This window comes from Micromonospora sp. KLBMP9576 (assembly GCF_050941805.1).
Lineage (GTDB): Bacteria > Actinomycetota > Actinomycetes > Mycobacteriales > Micromonosporaceae > Micromonospora.
In genome coordinates, this window is sequence record NZ_CP194567.1 from 4,388,565 (window position 1) to 4,403,506 (window position 14,942).

General features: G+C 73.5%; 15 protein-coding genes. 8 read left to right on the forward strand and 7 right to left on the reverse strand.

What is annotated here, in order from left to right:
- Nucleotides 1-22: 22 nt before the first annotated feature.
- Both ACQ452_RS19130 and ACQ452_RS19135 read right to left on the reverse strand, forming a co-directional pair.
- Entirely contained in the window at nucleotides 23-667 is a 645-nt protein-coding gene (locus ACQ452_RS19130; protein ID WP_433386481.1) for an HAD family hydrolase, read from the reverse strand.
- 67 nt (nucleotides 668-734) lie between these two features.
- Nucleotides 735-1,604: a carbon-nitrogen hydrolase family protein gene (locus ACQ452_RS19135; protein WP_433386483.1), complete on the reverse strand. Its 870-nt coding sequence runs from the start codon at nucleotides 1,602-1,604 to the stop codon at nucleotides 735-737.
- Nucleotides 1,605-1,709: 105 nt separating this feature from the next.
- Between ACQ452_RS19135 and ACQ452_RS19140 the strand changes: the two genes are divergently transcribed.
- The 6 genes from ACQ452_RS19140 (at nucleotide 1,710) to mug (ending at nucleotide 6,129) form a co-directional block, all read left to right on the forward strand.
- Entirely contained in the window at nucleotides 1,710-2,282 is a 573-nt protein-coding gene (locus tag ACQ452_RS19140; protein WP_433386485.1) for a TetR/AcrR family transcriptional regulator, read from the forward strand.
- Nucleotides 2,283-2,438: 156 nt separating this feature from the next.
- The gene (locus ACQ452_RS19145) at nucleotides 2,439-3,344 is read left to right on the forward strand and encodes a TIGR04222 domain-containing membrane protein (protein WP_433386487.1); all 906 of its coding nucleotides are present in this window, start codon (nucleotides 2,439-2,441) and stop codon (nucleotides 3,342-3,344) included.
- Nucleotides 3,341-4,159, forward strand: a complete 819-nt coding sequence (locus tag ACQ452_RS19150) for a DUF692 domain-containing protein (protein WP_433386489.1) — start codon at nucleotides 3,341-3,343, stop codon at nucleotides 4,157-4,159. The genes ACQ452_RS19145 and ACQ452_RS19150 overlap by 4 nt, the downstream gene beginning before the upstream one ends.
- The gene (locus ACQ452_RS19155; protein ID WP_433386491.1) at nucleotides 4,156-4,602 is read left to right on the forward strand and encodes a hypothetical protein; all 447 of its coding nucleotides are present in this window, start codon (nucleotides 4,156-4,158) and stop codon (nucleotides 4,600-4,602) included. The genes ACQ452_RS19150 and ACQ452_RS19155 overlap by 4 nt, the downstream gene beginning before the upstream one ends.
- Nucleotides 4,603-4,741: 139 nt before the next feature.
- Nucleotides 4,742-5,509, forward strand: coding sequence for an SDR family oxidoreductase (locus tag ACQ452_RS19160; protein WP_433386493.1), 768 nt, complete (start codon nucleotides 4,742-4,744; stop codon nucleotides 5,507-5,509).
- Nucleotides 5,509-6,129, forward strand: coding sequence for a G/U mismatch-specific DNA glycosylase (mug, locus tag ACQ452_RS19165; protein WP_433386495.1), 621 nt, complete (start codon nucleotides 5,509-5,511; stop codon nucleotides 6,127-6,129). Before ACQ452_RS19160 ends, mug begins: the two co-directional genes overlap by 1 nt.
- Before the next feature lie 56 nt (nucleotides 6,130-6,185).
- On the opposite strand, the gene ACQ452_RS19170 is transcribed toward mug, so the two are convergent.
- The 4 genes from ACQ452_RS19170 to ACQ452_RS19185 all read right to left on the reverse strand — a co-directional run bounded on the left by ACQ452_RS19170 (nucleotide 6,186) and on the right by ACQ452_RS19185 (nucleotide 11,166).
- Nucleotides 6,186-8,165, reverse strand: a complete 1,980-nt coding sequence (locus tag ACQ452_RS19170; protein ID WP_433394239.1) for an ABC transporter ATP-binding protein — start codon at nucleotides 8,163-8,165, stop codon at nucleotides 6,186-6,188.
- A 113-nt stretch (nucleotides 8,166-8,278) separates the two neighbouring features.
- Entirely contained in the window at nucleotides 8,279-9,046 is a 768-nt protein-coding gene (locus ACQ452_RS19175; RefSeq protein WP_433386497.1) for an enoyl-CoA hydratase/isomerase family protein, read from the reverse strand.
- Between the two features lie 46 nt (nucleotides 9,047-9,092).
- Complete coding sequence (locus tag ACQ452_RS19180) at nucleotides 9,093-9,320, reverse strand: helix-turn-helix domain-containing protein (RefSeq protein WP_007462679.1); 228 nt, start codon at nucleotides 9,318-9,320, stop codon at nucleotides 9,093-9,095.
- Nucleotides 9,321-9,558: 238 nt separating this feature from the next.
- Entirely contained in the window at nucleotides 9,559-11,166 is a 1,608-nt protein-coding gene (locus tag ACQ452_RS19185; protein ID WP_433386499.1) for an ABC-F family ATP-binding cassette domain-containing protein, read from the reverse strand.
- A 246-nt stretch (nucleotides 11,167-11,412) separates the two neighbouring features.
- On the opposite strand from ACQ452_RS19185, the gene ypfJ reads away from it, so the two are divergent.
- Nucleotides 11,413-12,330, forward strand: a complete 918-nt coding sequence (gene ypfJ, locus ACQ452_RS19190) for a KPN_02809 family neutral zinc metallopeptidase (protein ID WP_433394241.1) — start codon at nucleotides 11,413-11,415, stop codon at nucleotides 12,328-12,330.
- 108 nt (nucleotides 12,331-12,438) lie between these two features.
- Here ypfJ and ACQ452_RS19195 read toward each other — a convergent pair whose 3' ends face one another.
- Nucleotides 12,439-13,092, reverse strand: a complete 654-nt coding sequence (locus ACQ452_RS19195; RefSeq protein ID WP_433386501.1) for an acVLRF1 family peptidyl-tRNA hydrolase — start codon at nucleotides 13,090-13,092, stop codon at nucleotides 12,439-12,441.
- Between the two features lie 315 nt (nucleotides 13,093-13,407).
- On the opposite strand from ACQ452_RS19195, the gene ACQ452_RS19200 reads away from it, so the two are divergent.
- Nucleotides 13,408-14,886 carry a PQQ-binding-like beta-propeller repeat protein gene (locus tag ACQ452_RS19200; RefSeq protein WP_433386503.1) on the forward strand — a complete coding sequence of 493 codons (1,479 nt, stop codon included), beginning with the start codon at nucleotides 13,408-13,410 and terminating at the stop codon, nucleotides 14,884-14,886.
- Nucleotides 14,887-14,942 lie beyond the last annotated feature (56 nt).

Consider the following 14,942-nt stretch of genomic DNA (forward strand, 5'->3'; position numbering starts at 1 on the left):
GGCGGCGAGCACCGCCGTCGGCTCAGGCGGCGAGCACCGCCGCGACGGCGGCGATCACGCCGTCCACGGTGCGGGTGGGGGCGAACCGGGTCTCGACCCAGCGCCGTCCCCGGTGCAGCCAGACGCTGGGCAGGCCCGCCGCGACGGCGCCCCCGATGTCCGCCTCCGGGCCGTCGCCGACGACCCAGGCACCACGCAGGGGTAGCCGCACCCGCCGGGTCGCCAGCGTGAAGATCCTCGGATCGGGCTTGCTCACGCCCACCTCCTCGGAGATCACCCAGTCGGCGACGAGCCGGTCCAGCCCGGTACGCCGGATGACGGCCTCCTGCTGCCGCACACCGCCGTTGCTGACCACCACGGGCGTCCAGCCGGCCCCGCCGGCGATCCGCAGCGCGCAGGCGACCAGCGGATCGAGCCGGATGTTCGCCACCACGCCGTCGTGCAGTTCCTCGACCAGGTCGATGGACGGCACCCGCAGGCTGTAGCGCTCGCGCACGGCATCCGCCACGTCCCACCGGTCGGTCAGCCCGTCGGCGTCGACGGCGAGCAGCCAGTCGATGTCGGCCGGCGGCGCGCCCACCCCGGCCAGGAAACGCTGCCCCCAGGCGCGAAACGGACCGGCCCGGTCGAGCAACGTGTTGTCCAGGTCCAGGAGGAGGAGCGGCACTCGGGCAATCTACGGGACCGGGACCCCCCGCCGACAGTGCCGAGCCCACCGGATGGACGTCGCGCGGTCAGGCCGTCAGCGTCGTCCGGGCGCCCCCCTGCCCGGGCAGGCGGTCCAGCAGCATGCGGTGGGCGGCCCGGCTCGCGGCGAGGATCTCCGGGTCGAGCGCGACGACCAGCACGGATTCGCCGGTGTCGGCGCCCCTGGCCAACGGACGGCCCTGCGGGTCGTAGACTGCGGCGCCACCGTTGAACCGCCACGGATCGGTGCCGCCGACCAGGTTGGCGAACACCACGTACATCGTGTTGTCCAGCGCGCGGGCCGCGTAGTAGAGGTCGCGGCGGTGCTCGGAGCCGGCCAGGTAGCCGCTCGGGCAGAGATAGCCGTGCGCGCCGTCGGCCGCGGCGGCCCGGCCGTGCTCGGGGAAGCAACCGTCATAGCAGATGCCGAGCCCCAGCCGCCAGTCGTCGACGAGCAGGGTGGCGCCCCGGTCGCCGGCGACGAACAACTCCTGCTCGCCGCTCCACAGCTGCTGCTTGTCGTAGCCGACGCGGACGTCGCCGGTGGGGTCGACCAGCAGCGCGGAGATCGTGCGCCGGCCGTCGGGATGCCGCACGGCCGCACCGACCACCACGGCGGCGGCGCCGTCGCGGGCCGCCTCGCGCAGCGGGTCCAGCCGCGGGTCGTCGACGGTGCCCGCCGCGTCGGCCGCGACGTCGGTGCCGGCCGGGTCCGCCGCGAGCGTCGGCAGGTGGTACGCGGGCAGGAACAGCTCGGGCAGCACGGCGACCCGGGCGCCCCGCCCGGTCGCGTGGCGGACCAGCCGGGCGGCGCTCGCCGCGTTGCCGGCCACGTCGCCGGGAACGGACTCGGCCTGCACGGCCGCGACGGTCAGGGGTGCGGCGGGGACCGCGACGGCGGTGGGGGGCTGCGTCATCGGGCGATCGTAGACCGGGGCACCCCGGGAAGACGATCACCGGCGGTCAAACCAAGCCGTACGTACGGTTTGCATGGCGAGGGGGTGAGGTGCCACGATCGACCCGTGCCCAGAGTAAGTCAGGACCAGCTCGACGCGCGCCGGCAGGAGATCCTCGCCGCCGCGCGGGCTTGTTTCGCCCGGCACGGCTACGAAGGCGCGACCGTCCGCCGGCTCGAGGAGGCCACCCGGCTGTCCCGGGGCGCGATCTTCCATCACTTCCGCGACAAGGACTCGCTCTTCCTGGCCGTCGCCGAGGACGACGCGGCGGCCATGGTGGAAACGGTGGCCCGCAACGGCCTGGTCCAGGTCATGCGGGACCTGCTGGCCGGCTCGGTCTCCCCCGACACCACGGGCTGGCTCGGCAGCCAGCTTGAGGTGTCCCGGCGGCTGCGGACCGACCCGGCGTTCGCCCAGCGGTGGGCGGAGCGCTCCGCCGCGGTCGCCGAGGCGACCCGCGACCGGCTGGCCCGGCAGCGGGAGGCGGGCGTGCTCCGCGAGGACGTGCCGATCGACGTGCTGGCCCAGTTCCTGGAACTCGCCTACGACGGCCTGGTGCTGCACCTGGCGATGGGCCGCCCGGCCGGTGATCTCGGCCCGGTGCTCGACCTGGTCGAGGAGGCCGTCCGCCGCCGCTGAACCGGTGCCCGGTCGCTCCGGGACGGCCACCGCCAGCGAACCGGCGCCCGGCCGGTCCGCGAAGGCCGTCCGCCGCCACCCGCTCGGGCGGGCGAACGCGGGCTGGTGTGCCTGCTCCACAATTGAGCGGCACCCCCGCATCGACAGGAGCCGCACATGAGCCTCCTCGCCGCCCCCGGTGACACCTGGGGCATCCCCGGCCCCGCCTTCCTCGGGCTCTACCTCCTCGCCGCCGCAGTGATCATCATCGGCGTGGTCGTCCAGCGCCGCCGGGTCCTCGCCGGCCCGTCGACGCCCGACCTGGGTCAGCTCGACCCGCAGCAGGTCGCCTATCTCAACGGCGGTGAGCGGTTGGCGATCTGCGCCTCGCTCGGCGGGCTGCGCAGCAGCGGGGCGATCGGCGTACGGCCGGACCGGCGGCTGACCACGGGTGGTCCGCCGCCGCCCGGGCTCACGCGCCTGGACCGGGCGGTCCACTTCGCCGCCAGCCGGCACGCCGTCAGCAGGGAACTGGGCCGCGACGAGTGGGTCCGCCGGGCACTCCGCCAGCTCAGGATCGATCTGGAGCAGCGCGGCCTCGTGATCACCCCCGAGATCCAGTCCTCGGTGCACCGTCGCGCGGGCCTGCTCGCCGTCCTGGTACTGCTCGGGGTCGCACGAATCGTGGCGGGCCTGGCCAACGACCAGCCGGTGGGTTGGCTCGCGCTGAGCCAGCTCCCGCTGATCGTGGTCGCCTTCCTTGTGAACCGGGTGCCCCGGCGCACCCACGCGGCCACCCGGGCGCTGCGCAGCCTCCGCAAGCAGCACATCCACCTCGCGCCCGCCTCGAACCCCGCCTACTCCATGTACGGACCGACGACAGCCGCGATGGGGGTCGCGCTGTTCGGCCCCGCGACGCTGTGGGTGATGGACCCCGGTTTCGCCGAGCAGGCCGAGATCCAGCGGCAGGCGATCAGCAGCACCGGCGGGTCCGCCGGTGGGGACAGCGGCGGTTCCTGCGGCGGTGGCGGTTCCTGCGGCGGTGGTGGCGGCGGGGGATGCGGCGGCGGGTGCGGCGGATGAACGGACCGCACGGCGTGGGCATCGGCTGGCGGCCGGAGATCGCCGGTCTCGTCGCCGACCTGCCCGGGCTGCGCTTCGTGGAGGTCGTCGCGGAGGGCATCAGCGCCACGGGCCCCCTGCCGGCGGGGCTCGCCGCGCTGCGGCAGCGGGGCGTGACCGTCGTACCCCACGGCGTGCGGCTCTCCCTCGGCGGCGCGGAGCCCGTCGATCCGGCGCGCGTCGCCCACCTGGGCGCAGTGGCGCGGCTGGTCGGGGCGCCACTGGTCAGCGAGCACATCGCCTTCGTCCGGGCCGGCGGCGTCGAGGCGGGGCACCTGCTGCCGTTGCCCCGCAGCCGGGAGGCCGTCGACGTCGTCTGCGCCAACGTCGCCCGCGCACAGGCCGAGCTGCCGGTACCGATCGCGTTGGAACCCGTAGCGGCGCTGTTCGACTGGCCCGACGACGAGTTGGACGAGGCCGACTTCCTCACCGAGATCCTGGAGCGCACCGGCGCGTTCCTGCTGCTCGACGTCGCCAACGTGTACGCCAACGCCCGCAACCGGGGCACCGACCCGGTGGCCCTGCTCGACCGGCTGCCGCTGGAGCGGGTCGCCTACGCGCACGTCGCGGGCGGCGCCGAGCACGCCGGTTTCTATCACGACACGCACACCGATGCGGTCCCTCCGGCGGTGCTCGACCTGCTGCGGGAGCTGTGCGCCCGCCACCGGCCGCCGGCACTCCTGCTCGAACGCGACGGGCACTACCCGCCCGCTCCCCTGTTGCGCGGCGAGTTGGACGCCCTCGCCGCCGCGTCCGGTTTCCCGGTGGTGACGTGAGCGGCGACCTGGCCGGCCGGCAGGCGGCGCTGGTGGCCGCGCTGGTGGCCGGCGCCCCGGCGCCGGCCGGCTTCGACCCCGCCGCGCTCGCCGCCGCCGGGGCCGCGTTGCTGCGCAAGCGCGCCGGGGAGGTGGCCCGGCACTGGCCGCTGTTGGCCGCCGGCCTCGGCCCACGGTGGCCGGCGACGTTCGCCGGGTGGGCGGCGGGACGGCCGTCCCCCGGCTCGCTGCGCGACGGCTGGGACCTGGCCCGCGACCTGCGCGACCGGGGCACGTTGCCGCCGCTGGGCGCGGAGGAGCTGGCCGCGCGCGAGTCCGCGAACCGTTACGACGGGCACGCTGCGCCGCGCCGGCGCCGGCTGCCCGGCTGGGGGCGGGCCGGCGGGGCCGTCGCGGTCCAGGTCGCCGGCCGGGTACGCCTGCTGCGCCCCGCCCGCCGCTGAACGCTCCACCGCCTCGCCGCCGGCCCGCTCCACCGCCCCGCCACGCCCCTGAACGCTCCACCGCCCCGCCCCGCCGGTGGGCGGAGCGCGCCGTGGGGGCCCGGTGGCGGTTCCGACCTGATACGGCAGGATCGACGGCATGGATCTCGGACTGACCGATCGGGTGTACGTACTCACCGGCGCCTCGCGGGGGCTGGGCTACGCCACCGCGCAGTGCCTCGTCGCCGACGGCGCCCGCGTCGTGCTCTGCGCCCGCGACGCCGACGCGGTCAGCGCCGCCGCCCAGCGCCTCGGCGGGCCTGAACGGGCCGTCGGGTTGGCCGCCGACCTCACCGACGCCGAGACGCCGCAGCGCCTCGTGGCTGCGGCCCGGGAACACTTCGGACGGTTGGACGGGGCGCTGGTCTCGGTCGGCGGGCCGCCGCCGGGCAGCGCCGCATCGGTCACCGACGAGCAGTGGCGCCGCTCCTTCGAGACGGTCTTCCTCGGCACCGTCCGCATGGTCCGTACCGTCGCCGACGACCTCGCCGACGGCGGGGGCGGCGCGGTCGGGCTGGTCCTGTCGACCTCGGCGCGCGGGCCGGTGCCCGGCCTGGGCGTCTCCAACGGCCTGCGGCCCGGCCTGGCGGGCGTGGCCAAGGACGTCGCCGACGAGTACGGCCCCCGGGGCGTGCGCGTGGTCGGCCTGCTGCCCGGACGGATCTTGACCGACCGCAACGTGGAGCTCTTCGCCGCCACCGGCGACCCCGACCGGGCGCGCGCGCAGGCCGAGGCGGCCATCCCACTGCGCCGCATCGGCGCGCCGGACGAGTTCGGCCGGGTCGCCGCGTTCGTGCTCTCCCCGGCCGCCAGCTACCTCACCGGGGTCACCGTACCGGTCGACGGCGGCGCGCTTCGGGGCCTGTGATGGTCACGCCCGCCGACGGTCGGGACCCCGGCTCCCCCACCCGGCGGCGGGCGACCGGGTCCGCGCGTACGTATCCGCGGCCCAGCCGGGAGGATCTCGCGGCGGCGGCGGAGCGCACCATCCCCGACGTCGTCGCCCCCGGCCTGGACGTGCTCTTCGTCGGGATCAACCCCGGGCTCTGGTCGGCCGCGACCGGATGGCACTTCGCCCGGCCGGGCAACCGCTTCTGGCCGGCGCTGCACCGGGGTGGCTTCACGCCCCGGCTCCTGCACCCCAGCGAGCAGGACGAGCTGCCGGAGTACGGCCTGGGCATCAGCAACATGGTCGCGCGGGCCAGCGCCCGAGCCGACGAGCTGACCCCCGCCGAGCTGGTCGAGGGAGCGCGGATCCTCGCCGGCAAGGTCGCCCGTTACCGCCCCCGCTGGGTGGCCGTGGTCGGGGTGACCGCGTACCGGATCGGGTTCGCCCGGCCGAAGGCCGCCTTCGGGCCGCAGCCGGAGCCGCTGGCCGGCGCCCGGCTCTGGGTGCTGCCCAACCCCAGCGGCCTGAACGCGCACTTCACCCCCGAGACACTCGGGGCCGCGTTCGGCGAGTTGCGGGCGGCCGTCGCCGCCGGCTGAACCGGGCAGCCAGCCGGCCGACGCGGCCGGGGTCGGCGCGGCCGGCGGCAGCGCCGTCAGTTGGCCGCCGCCGGCGGCAGCGCCTCGTCGGCGAGGTAGGGCCGCAGCGGTGGCACGGCCACCGGCTCGGGCCCGGTCGCGTCGGCGTACGGGGTGGGCGAGTCGGCGACCGCGAACTGGGTGCGGTAGAGCTCGGCGTACAGCCCGCCCACGGCCACCAGTTCGTCGTGCCGACCCCGCTCGACGATCCGCCCGTCGTCCAGTACCAGGATCTTGTCGGCGTCGCGGACGGTCGAGAGCCGGTGCGCGATCACCAGCGCCGTACGCCCGGTCAGCGCCACCGACAGCGCCCGCTGCACCGCGGCCTCGCTCTCCGAGTCGAGGTGCGCGGTCGCCTCGTCGAGGATCACGATCGACGGGGCCTTGAGCAGCAGGCGGGCGATGGCGATGCGCTGCTTCTCGCCACCTGAGAAACGGTAGCCGCGCTCACCGACGAGCGTGTCCAGCCCGTCGGGCAGGGCTCGGACCAGGTCGGCGACCTGCGCCCCGGCCAGGGCCGCCCAGATCTCGTCGTCGGTGGCGTCAGGCTTGGCGTAGCGCAGGTTCTCGGCGATGGTCTCGTGGAACAGGTGCGAATCCTGCGTGACCACGCCGATCTCGTCGCGCAGCGAGTCGAGGGTGGCGTCGCGGACGTCGACCCCGCCGACCAGCACCTGCCCGTCGGTGACGTCGTAGATGCGGGAGATCAGCATGGACAGCGTCGACTTGCCGGCGCCGGAGGGGCCGACAAGCGCCACCATCTGTCCCGGCTCCACGGCGAACGAGACGCCCTTGAGCACGGGCTCGTTGATCGTGCGGTCGAGCGTGGCGACCTCCTCCAGGGAGGCGAGCGAGATCTCGGCGGCGCTGGGATAGCGGAACCGCACGTCGCGGAACTCGACGCGACCGCTGGCCCGGGGCACGGGCACGGCGTCGGGCTTCTCCTGGATCGTCGGCTTGAGGTCGAGCACCTCGAAGACCCGGTCGAAGGAGACCAGCGCGCTCATCACGTCGACCCGGACGTTGGACAGCGCGGTCAGCGGGCCGTAGAGGCGGGTGAGCAGCAGGGCGAGGGTCACCACGGTGCCGGCGCTGACGTTGCCGGTTACCGCCAGCCAACCGCCGAGGCCGTAGGTGAGCGCCTGGGCCAGCGACGCGACCAGCAGCATCGCCACGAAGAAGGTCCGCGAGTACATCGCGGACTGGATGCCGATGTCGCGGACCCGCTCGGCCCGCCCGGCGAAGCGCCGCGCCTCCACCTCGGGCTGGCCGAAGAGCTTCACCAGCAACGCACCCGAGACGCCGAACCGCTCGGTCATCGTGGCGTTCATCTTCGCGTCGAGGTCGTAGGACTCGCGGGTGATCTCGGCGAGCCGCTTGCCGACCCGGCGGGCCGGGATGATGAAGACCGGCAGCAGCACCAGCGAGAGCGCGGTGATCTGCCAGGAGAGCGTGAACATCACCGCCGCGGTGAGCACGAGCTGGATGACGTTGCTGACCACCCCGGACAGCGTCGAGGTGAATGCCCGCTGCGCGCCCAGCACGTCGTTGTTGAGCCGGCTGACCAGCGCACCCGTCTGGGTACGGGTGAAGAACTGCAGCGGCATCCGCTGGACGTGGCCGTAGACCCGGGTGCGCAGGTCGAGGATGATGCCCTCGCCGATACGGGCGGAATACCACCGCTGGGCCAGGGAGAGCAGCGCGTCGACCACCGCGAGCCCGGCGATGACGAACGCCAGCCGGACCACCACGCTGCCGGCGTCCGTGCCGCCGCGGGTGATCGTGTCGATCACGTCACCGGCGAGCACCGGGGTGGCGACGCCGATGACCGCGGCCAGCACCACGGTGACCAGGAAGACGACGATGTCCCGGCGGTAGGGGCGGGCGAAGGCCACGATCCGGCGGGCGACCCCGCGCTTGAGCCGGTGGGTGGAGATCTCGTCACGACTGCGTATCGACCGGAGCATGCTCCAGCCGGTCATGCCGCCGCCGGACATCGAGTGGGACACGTTCACCTCCGGGTCGTCGGGTTGACCGCATCGTCAGGGTCGATTCTCCCGACGACTCTGACAACCTCGGTCGTAACCCTGATCTTCCCGAAGGGTCCTTACTATTCTCCCCGTCCGGTGAGATCGCGTAGCCGGCGGGTCTGCGCCTCCCGTTCGGCCCGCTGCTGTTCCCGGGCGGACCGGCCGCTCGCGCCGGCCAGCAGGGCCTTGATCTCCACCACCGCGTTGCGGTCGTTGGCCAGCAGCCCGGCGGTCAGGTCGCGCACCGCGGCGTCCAGCTCGGCGTTCGGCACCACCAGGGTGGCCAGGCCGATCCGGTCGGCCTCGGCGGCGTCCATCCGTCGGCCGGTCACGCAGATCTCCAGCGCGCGGGCGTAGCCGACCAGGTCGACCAGGCGCCCGGTGCCGGCGAGATCGGGGACCAGGCCGAGGGTCACCTCGGCCATGGAGAGCTTCGCGTCCTCGGTGAGGACGCGCAGGTCGCAGGCGAGCGCCAGTTGGAGACCGGCGCCGATGGCGTGCCCCTGCACGGCGGCGACGGAGATGACGTCGGGGCGGTGCAACCAGGTGAAGCCGCCCTGGTATTCCGCGATCCGGTCGGCGCACTCCTGCTCGGGCAGGCTGGCCAGCTCGGCGAACGACCCCGGGCCGGAGGCACCGGCCACCGACAGGTCGAGGCCGGCCGAGAACGCCCGCCCCTCCCCACGGACCACGACGACACGCACGTCGCCGGGAAGGTCCCGGGAGAAGTCGCTCATCGCGCGCCACATCGCCGGGGTCTGCGCGTTGAGCACGTCGGGCCGACACAACGTGACCGTCGCGACCGGCCCGTCGCATTGCAGCCGGACCCCGGTCGCCTCGGCGGTCATGGGGCGACCTGGGGAGCGGCGCTGACGGACGACGTTGGTGGGCGGGTCACGCCTTCTTGCGGCGGCGGGCGCCGCCACGCTGTCGCAGCTGCACGCCGGACTCGGTGAGCACCCGGTGGATGAACCCGTAGGAACGGCCGGTCGAGGCCGCGAGCGCGCGGATGCTCTCACCAGAGGTGTACCGCTTTACCAGGTCTTTGGCGAGCGTCTGACGCTCGGCTCCGACGATCCGGCGACCCTTCTCAGTGCTGGTGGCTGTGCCAGTGGCTGCCATGTTGTGTCCTCACGTCCCAGACTGTGCGGTTCGGATACGGTCCCACCTATTAGACCGCCTCGAACGATCATGCGCCAGATATCAACTCTTCGCCAACCGACACGCTATGCATTGTCCACTTCCCGATAGCGTGACCACCCACCCCACCCCCGCCCCACGCGTGATCATGAAGTTGTTGCCACGACACGCCGGGGCGGAGTGCAACAACTTCATGATCAACGCCGAGGGGTGGCGGGGATCAGGCCAGCTCGACGAGTTCCAGCAGGTCGTCGCTCCAGGCGTCCTCGTCGCCGTCGGGGAGCAGGATCGCGCGGTCGGGCTTCAGCGCCATGACCGCGCCGGGGTCGTGGGTGACCAGCACGATCGCGCCGGGATAGCGGGCGATGGCGTCGAGCACCTGTTCCCGGCTGACCGGGTCGAGGTTGTTCGTCGGCTCGTCGAGCAGCAGCACGTTCGCCCCGGAGCAGACCAGGGTGGCCAGCGCCAGCCGGGTCTTCTCGCCGCCGGAGAGCACCCCGGCCGGCTTCTCCACGTCGTCGCCGGAGAACAGGAACGCGCCGAGGATCTTGCGCAGGTCGGTGTCGGTCTGCTCGTTGGCGGCGCTGCGCATGTGGTCCAGCACCGAGCGGTCCACGTCGAGCGTCTCGTGCTCCTGCGCGTAGTAGCCGAGCCGCAGGCCGTGGCCGGCGTGCACGCCGCCGGTGTCCGGTTCCAGCAGGCCGCCGAGCATCCGCAGCAGGGTGGTCTTGCCGGCGCCGTTGAGCCCGAGGATGGCCACCCGGGAGCCCCGGTCGACCGCCACGTTCACGTCGGTGAAGATCTCCAGCGAGCCGTACGACTTCGACAGGCCGGTCGCGGTGAGCGGGGTCTTGCCGCACGGGGCCGGGTTCGGGAAGCGCACCTTCGCCACCCGGTCGGAGACGCGTACCTCCTCCAGGCCGGAGATCAGCTTCTCCGCCCGGCGGGCCATGTTCTGCGCGGCGACGGTCTTGGTGGCCTTGGCCCGCATCTTGTCGGCCTGCGCCATCAGCGCGCCGGCCTTCTTCTCGGCGTTGGCCCGCTCCCGGCGTCGGCGCCGCTCGTCGGTCTCGCGGGCCTCCAGGTAGGCCTTCCAGCCGAGGTTGTAGACGTCGACCACGGAGCGGGTGGCGTCGAGGAACCACACCTTGTTGACCACCGACTCCAGCAGGGAGCCGTCGTGGGAGATCACGATCAGGCCGCCCTTGTGGTTGGCGAGGAAGCTGCGCAGCCAGGTGATCGAGTCGGCGTCGAGGTGGTTGGTCGGCTCGTCGAGCAGCAGGATGCCGCCGCCGTTCTCGCCCGCGTCGCGGAACAGGATCCGGGCCAGCTCGATGCGGCGGCGCTGACCGCCGGAGAGCGTGCCGATGGTCTGGGCGAGCGCCCGGTCGGGCAGGCCGAGGTTGGCGCAGATCCGGGCGGCCTCGGCCTCGGCCGCGTACCCGCCGAGGGAGGCGAACTGGTCCTCCAGCGTGCCGTAGCGGCGGACCAGCTTGTCGTCGTCGGCGCCCTCGGCGAGCTTCTCCTCGACCTCCTTCATCTGGGCCATCAGCACGTCCAGGCCCCGGGCGGAGAGCACCCGGTCGCGGCCGGTGACCTCCAGGTCGCCGGTGCGCGGGTCCTGCGGGAGGTAGCCGATGGCGCTGCGCCTGTCGATCTGCCCGGAGTATGGCTGGCCCTCGCCGGCCAGCACCTTGAGCGTGGTGGTCTTGCCGGCGCCGTTGCGGCCGACCAGGCCGATGCGGTCGCCCGGCTGCACGCGCAGGGTGGTGTCGGAGAGCAGGATGCGGGCGCCGGCGCGCAGCTCCAGGCCGGTGGCAGTGATCATGTCGGACGACTCGCTCTCGGGGTCTGGAAGGGCTGACTCATGGGCACGCGAAAGCGCCGGCGAGCACGAGGCCCGTCGGCGCGGGGCGGTTCAGCCTTCGCAGAGCAGCACCCGCCAAGTGTACCGGGCGTCGCGCGGGCGGCCCGCCGGATTACCAATCAAGATCATCGGGTACCCGAAACGCCGTCCGGACCCGGTCCGGTACCGCAACCACCAAACGGATCAAATCGGGTGATCGGGGTAGACATGGAGCTGAACGAGAACGCACGGGTCGACACCAGCCAGGTGGACGACCGGCGAGGATCCGGCGGGGGCGGCGGGCTGGGCGGCATCCCCATCCCCATCGGCGGTGGCCGGGGCGGCATCGTCGGCATCGTCATCGCCGTGCTCGTCGCGCTCGTCGGCGGCGGCTTCGGCCTGAACGCGGCCACCAGCGGCGGCGACGAGCCGCAGGGCGACAACGCGTCGCTGGAGCAGAAGTGCGCGGCCGACGACGCGCTCCAGCAGCTCGACTGCCGCAACGCTCTCTACGTCAACTCCATCCAGGCCTACTGGCAGAAGGCCCTGCCAGAGGCGTTCGGCGAGCAGTACCGCCCGTCGCGCACCGTCTTCTTCAGCCAGGGCGTCAACACCGCCTGCGGGCAGGCCGACTCCGGCGTCGGGCCGTTCTACTGCCCCGCCGACGACCTCGTCTACATCGACCTGACCTTCTACCAGGTCCTCGCGCAGCAGCTCGGCGCCGAAGGCGAATTCGCCCAGCCGTACGTGCTCGCCCACGAGTACGGCCACCACGTGCAGGACCTGCTCGGCACCGAGGCCCAGATGCGCCGCCAGCAGCAGCGCGACCCGGACAACGCGAACGCGCTCTCGGTCAAGCTGGAGTTGCAGGCCGACTGCTACGCCGGTGCCTGGGCGAAGAACGCCACCGGCACGGCCGACGCGAGCGGTCAGAAGATCTTCACCAGCATCAGCGAGCAGGACATCCAGCAGGCCATCGACACCGCCGAGAAGATCGGCGACGACGCCATCTCCGAGCGGGCCAACCGGCCGGTCAACCCGGACGAGTTCACCCACGGCTCGTCCGCCCAGCGTAAGCAGTGGTTCAGCAAGGGGTACGACACCGGCGACCCCAAGTCCTGCGACACCTTCAGCGGGGCGCTGTGAGGGCGGTGGGCGCGGCGGGCTGAGCGCCGCCGCGGCACCCCACGGCACGGGCCCGGTCGTTCGGCGACCGGGCCCGTGCCGTGTGTCGGGCGGTCGCCGTGGCTGTGGTCAGGCCGGAGCGGGGTCGCGCACCAGGACCCGGACCGCGCGGGCCGCGGCGATCGCGCCGACCAGCACGGCGTGCCGGGGCTCGGGCACGTCCAGCAGTCGGTCCACGCGCAGCGCCGCCAGCGGGGCGAGCCGCCGGTCGGCGAGCACGGTGTCGACCGCCCGCCGGTCGCCGCCGCAGACCAGCGCGTCCAGCGACGACGCCTGTGGCAACAGCAGTCGTACGGCCAGGTCGGCCGCGTCGCCCAGGGCCGCCTTCGCCTGGTTGTCGCGTCGGCGGGCGAAGCGCTGCTGGGACCAGCCCCCGGCGGCGGTGCGCCCCTGCACGTAGCGGGTGTCCACCTTGGAGACCACCAGCTCGTCCCCCGCCGCGACGCCCACCGCCACCGCGCCCTTGCGGGCGAGCAGCAGGCCGATCCGGCGGGGCGTGGTCGCGGCGACCACGAAGTCGGGCACGTCCGAGGTGACCGGCGCGCCGGGCGGGGTGTGCAGCTCGGCGGTCGTGCCGTCCGGCGCGACGAGCAGCAGGCCGTACCCCTGGGAGGTGGTGGTGGGCGGGCCGTGCCGGTCGGCGAAGCCCTCGACCCAGCGGCCGATCCGGCCGGGTTCGACGTCCACCCACCGGCCTCCCCCGGCCGCCGGTCTGCTGCTCATAGGCCCGAAGGTACGCCACTCTCGGCCGCCCGCCTCCGGCGGTCGCCCGGCAGGACGGCTACGGATCCGGGACATCGACCGGGTCTAGTACGCTCGCCGCCGGCCGGCTCCCCGGATCGGGGCCGGTTCCGGGCGGTCGTATCTCGCCGCGGCAACCATCGACGGGAGGCAGGCATGGGGGCGGAAACGGGTGGGATGGAGAGTCCTGTCGGCGACCCGGTCGGGACGAGTGCGGACCCGCCGGGCGGCGCAGAGGCTTCGAGCGCAGCCGATCCCGCCGCGACGGAAGACTCCCGGCGGCTGCGGGTACGGGACATGCTCTGGGTGCCCCTGGGGCTGGCCCTGCTTCTCCTCGGCTGGTGGCTTCCCCTCCGGGAGGTGTACGGCGTCGGCGCCGTGACGGCCGCGGCGGGCGTCGCGGTGATCGTCTTCAGGATCTCCGGCGGGCTGCGCGGCACCCGACCACGGCCACTGCTCGTCGCCACGGTCGTCCTCGCCACCTTCGCCGCCGGGGCACTCGTCCAGGCACCACGCCTGGTGATGTCCCAGTCGGACGGGCCGTACGTGTGGCACTCGTCGAGAGGCACCGGCGACGACAGGTTCGGCGCGTTCGTCGACGAGGTCAAGGCACTGCCACACGTGCTACTCATGAAGACCCGTGGCGGGCTGCGGGGGCGCGACCCGCAGACGGGCGAGAGCACGTTCGCGATCTGGACCAAGGACGGTCGCGTTTTCGTCGGCCCGGACGGAAACATGGCGGTGTATGACAGCGACGAAATCAGATATTACAGCGCCGCCGGCTCGTTGCTGTGGCAGCTTGCGCACCCCTCCGGTGTCCCTGTCGAGCGCGCACTGGTCGCCATGGGCAACGGCACCATCGTCCTGCGCGACTGCCTCAAGGACTCGTGCGTCTACACCGGGCACGGGCCGTCCGCCGCGGTGTTGTGGACGGCCACCGGCGCCCACCGCGAAACCCAGTTCGGCCCCGTCGGCAACGATCACATCAGTAGTACGCTCCTCCGGGTCGCTCCGACTGTCGTCGCCATCGACCCGAACCCGCCCATCGGTGAGCATGCGACCCTCATCAGGACGACCACGGTACGCGGGGCCGACGGACGGATCCTGGGCACCACACGCGGCAACGCGACCGCCGTCATCGGCGAGACGGTAGTGCTGGACGTGGGCGGATGCCAGCTCGCCGCCGTCCGGGGCGGCAAGGCCATCTGGACCACCCAGGGCCTGCCCTGTACAAAGGGTGCCTGGAAGGCAAACCCGAGATACTTCGAGAAGCGCCTCTACTTCAAGTACTTCACCGACGACGAATGGACCGGCACCGTCACGGTCGGTCTCGACGACGGTCAGTGGCGCGCGACCGGCCCTCTCCAGACCGACTTCGACAGCCGGTTCCTTCCGCATCGCACGACGGGTGTGGCCGGCGACGAGATGTGGGTCGAGCGACGCGGCCGGACCCTCACCGGTGTGGACGCCGCCACCGGCCAGGCCCGCTGGACCTTCCGCGCTCCGGGCCCTCTCTATCCGACGATGCTCACTCTTGGGCCGGGCGCTGTCGTGGTGGCGTCGAGCCCGGGCGAGCGGCTCACCGAACTCACCGGAGAGCACGACGCGTGCCTCATCACGGTGCTCGACGCGCGCACCGGCCGGACGACCGCCCGACTGGTCCTGCCGCACCCGCGCAACTCCGGCATCTCCGGAGTCGCACCGGGGCGAGCCTTCATCCAGGGCTACAGCTTCGTCGACGGCCGCGACGCGGACGGACTTCTGGGCCGCCCGTAGCCCCTGTCACGGGATGGTCCGGTGACGCGTCGAGCGCGGCACCCCCAACCGGGGTG

Bases quoted from the DNA above. Each gene is read 5' to 3' on its own strand.
- ACQ452_RS19160 (WP_433386493.1), top strand. From the start codon at position 4,742: ATGGATCTCGGACTGACCGATCGGGTGTACGTACTCACCGGCGCCTCG.
- ACQ452_RS19170 (WP_433394239.1), bottom strand. From the start codon at position 8,165: ATGTCCGGCGGCGGCATGACCGGCTGGAGCATGCTCCGGTCGATACGC.
- ACQ452_RS19150 (WP_433386489.1), top strand. From the start codon at position 3,341: ATGAACGGACCGCACGGCGTGGGCATCGGCTGGCGGCCGGAGATCGCC.
- ACQ452_RS19195 (WP_433386501.1), bottom strand. From the start codon at position 13,092: ATGAGCAGCAGACCGGCGGCCGGGGGAGGCCGGTGGGTGGACGTCGAA.
- mug (WP_433386495.1), top strand. From the start codon at position 5,509: ATGGTCACGCCCGCCGACGGTCGGGACCCCGGCTCCCCCACCCGGCGG.
- ypfJ (WP_433394241.1), top strand. From the start codon at position 11,413: ATGGAGCTGAACGAGAACGCACGGGTCGACACCAGCCAGGTGGACGAC.
- ACQ452_RS19200 (WP_433386503.1), top strand. From the start codon at position 13,408: ATGCTCTGGGTGCCCCTGGGGCTGGCCCTGCTTCTCCTCGGCTGGTGG.
- ACQ452_RS19185 (WP_433386499.1), bottom strand. From the start codon at position 11,166: ATGATCACTGCCACCGGCCTGGAGCTGCGCGCCGGCGCCCGCATCCTG.
- ACQ452_RS19135 (WP_433386483.1), bottom strand. From the start codon at position 1,604: ATGACGCAGCCCCCCACCGCCGTCGCGGTCCCCGCCGCACCCCTGACC.
- ACQ452_RS19180 (WP_007462679.1), bottom strand. From the start codon at position 9,320: ATGGCAGCCACTGGCACAGCCACCAGCACTGAGAAGGGTCGCCGGATC.
- ACQ452_RS19145 (WP_433386487.1), top strand. From the start codon at position 2,439: ATGAGCCTCCTCGCCGCCCCCGGTGACACCTGGGGCATCCCCGGCCCC.
- ACQ452_RS19175 (WP_433386497.1), bottom strand. From the start codon at position 9,046: ATGACCGCCGAGGCGACCGGGGTCCGGCTGCAATGCGACGGGCCGGTC.